Origin of the sequence: Pseudoalteromonas sp. SR45-5, assembly GCF_014163565.1 — a bacterium.
Classification (GTDB): domain Bacteria; phylum Pseudomonadota; class Gammaproteobacteria; order Enterobacterales; family Alteromonadaceae; genus Pseudoalteromonas; species Pseudoalteromonas distincta.
The window spans coordinates 1-2,568 of the sequence record NZ_JACJDN010000568.1; the positions used below are offsets into that span (position 1 = coordinate 1).

2 protein-coding genes are annotated in these 2,568 nt (G+C 41.3%); one reads left to right on the forward strand and one right to left on the reverse strand.

Going from position 1 to position 2,568, the window contains the following annotated elements:
- Positions 1–238 precede the first annotated feature (238 nt).
- Positions 239–1,384 carry an iron-containing alcohol dehydrogenase gene (locus tag H5072_RS16580; protein WP_002962851.1) on the reverse strand — a complete coding sequence of 382 codons (1,146 nt, stop codon included), beginning with the start codon at positions 1,382–1,384 and terminating at the stop codon, positions 239–241.
- Positions 1,385–1,569: 185 nt separating this feature from the next.
- On the opposite strand from H5072_RS16580, the gene H5072_RS16585 reads away from it, so the two are divergent.
- Positions 1,570–2,466, forward strand: coding sequence for an AraC family transcriptional regulator (locus H5072_RS16585; RefSeq protein WP_024596680.1), 897 nt, complete (start codon positions 1,570–1,572; stop codon positions 2,464–2,466).
- Positions 2,467–2,568 lie beyond the last annotated feature (102 nt).

Below are 2,568 nucleotides of genomic sequence, written 5' to 3' on the forward strand. Positions count from 1 at the left end.
CGCGTCCTGCTCACGCCCCTTACCTACATCCATGTAGGCAACAAAGAGTTAATCGTCCCTAGAAAGAACCCAAAGGGCAGCGCATGTTTGGTATTTATGCTGCGTTATCGCCTATTCATGGGGAATAACCACACTACATAGGCTCCGCCTTGCCTAAAAACCAAACATACTGCTGCAAATTCACCCACCAAAGATCAACACGCCCTAGTATATTTAAGTAAGCGCTTAGCTTTGAAAATTAAGCAACCGCTTGCTCTAAAATTTCGCGGCTTTCTTTTAGCGTAATAGCTTGGTTTTCGCCAAGAGCAACCATGCCGTGAGCTTCAAGTTTACCAATAATATTGTCAATAGCAGCGGCTTTATCATCGCCATGTTCAGTAAGCTGGGTCGCTACGTCAAGGCTGTGGTAAAACGCTTCAATTGCTGCAATTGTTTTCTCTGCTAAGTCTTCAGATTGCTCAAGACCAAATACGTTTTTACCCATTTGCTCAAGCTTTGCTTTTTTAACTGCAAATTGGTTACGTAACAAAGAAGGCTGAACAATAGCAAGTGAACGTGCATGATCAACACCGTAAGCCGCTGTAAGCTCGTGGCCAATCATATGTGTTGCCCAATCTTGCGATACACCAGAACCAATTAAACCATTGAGTGCTTGGTTAGCAGCCCACATAAGGTTTGCACGCCATGCGTCATCTTGGTTTTCAAAGTTATCACCTAAAGTTTTAAGCGTTCTTAAAAGTGCTTCAGCGTAACCTTCTTGAACTAATGCTGTTTCAGGGAATGTTAGGTACTGCTCACAGGTGTGAACCCATGCATCTACTAAACCATTCACAAGTTGGCGCTGCGGTAATGTTTTCATTACATCAGGGTCCATAATCGCAAATTTAGGAAGTACTTCTGGTGATGCAAACGGTAGTTTTTGCTTCGTTGCTTCTTTGCTCACAACTGAGTTTTGGTTAGATTCAGAACCCGTTGCTGGCAATGTTAATATTGCACCGATTGGTAATGCGCTAGTAATAGTATGCTTACCAGTAGGAATATCCCAACCTTCGCCATCATAAACGGCTGATGCGGCAATGTATTTAACGCCGTCGATCACTGAACCGCCGCCTACGCCTAATACGAAGTCAATATCTTGTTCTTTACAAATTTTTACTGCTTGGTCTAATACTTCAATTGTTGGGTTAGCGCCAACGCCCGAAAACTCTACCCAGTCAAAGCCTTCAAGTGCTGCAGCAACTTGGTCGTACACGCCGTTCTTTTTAATTGAACCGCCGCCGTACACTACAAGTACTTTTTGATCTTTTGCGATCAAATCAGATAGTGCCGCAATTTGTTGCTGACCGAATTGGATAAGAGTTGGATTTACGTAGCTAAATTTCATTATTTTGCTCCTAGGTGACGGTTAAATACTAAATAGAATGCTTAGTTACTAGCTAAGCCAAATTTCAATGAGTGCATATTAGTAGCAAAACAAACATAAAAAAAGCCCAATAACTCGCAAAAGCTTGCCTAAAACTACCAACGTTGTTATTTTACGCAAAATACACTCAATTAAAGATGCCTTTTATGCCCACCATAGCCAATATGTTGCAACAATACGCCGAGCATAATCAATTACTCAGCTTTGAAGGCACCATGGAAACTATCATTCCAGGCGTGTATTTTCATCGAGCAACTAAAAGCTCGCCGCGCCAGCCGCTTATATATAACTCAGGTATTATTATTGTTGGGCAAGGTCATAAAATAATTCACTTTCCTGAACATCAAATAAAATACGGCGCAGGCGACTACTTAGTCCTTGGCGTACCGGTGCCATTAGAGTGTGAAGCATTTACTGATAACGACTTACCCGTTATGGGCATTGCCATAGATATAAACCCTGCAATGCTACACAAACTCGTTAATCAAATAATGCAGCATAAGCCTCTTTCAGCGTTATCGTCGTCTGCACAAATTGGCGCAGTACAGTCGGCAACTTTAGATACAGCAATGGAGCTCGTTACTCATAGGTTATTAACTGTTTTAAATAACCCCATTGAGGCTGACATTTTTGGCGAGGATATAGTAAAAGAATTGGTATATCGCGTACTTTGTGGTCCACAAGGACATACTTTAATAGGGCTTGCTATGCATGATGGGCATTATGCACGTATCGCCCGCACGCTCTCAACTATGCATAGTAGTTATGCCAATCAAATTACGGTTGAAGGGTTAGCTGAAGATGTAAACATGAGCGTATCGTCGTTTCATCGTGCTTTTAGGCAAGTTACGTTTGAATCCCCGCTACAGTATTTAAAAAAAGTACGCTTAGCTAAGGCTAAAGAGCTTATAACCACTAGTGGAAGTAAAGCCAACGAAGCTGCATTAAAGGTTGGCTATACCAGCCCATCGCAATTTAGCCGCGAATTTAAACGCCACTTTAATAAAACACCTAGCGAAGTATTAACTCAATTACACAGTTAATTTAACTAATTAACTAATAGCTAAATAGGTGGGCTCTGCTAGTATAAAAAAATGTAGTTGAGCTTGGAAGTGCTTATGGCTGACAAAAAATATCATAAAAAT

Excerpts from the sequence above, each read along its gene's own strand:
- H5072_RS16580 (WP_002962851.1), bottom strand. The coding sequence starts at position 1,384 with ATGAAATTTAGCTACGTAAATCCAACTCTTATCCAATTCGGTCAGCAA.
- H5072_RS16585 (WP_024596680.1), top strand. The coding sequence starts at position 1,570 with ATGCCCACCATAGCCAATATGTTGCAACAATACGCCGAGCATAATCAA.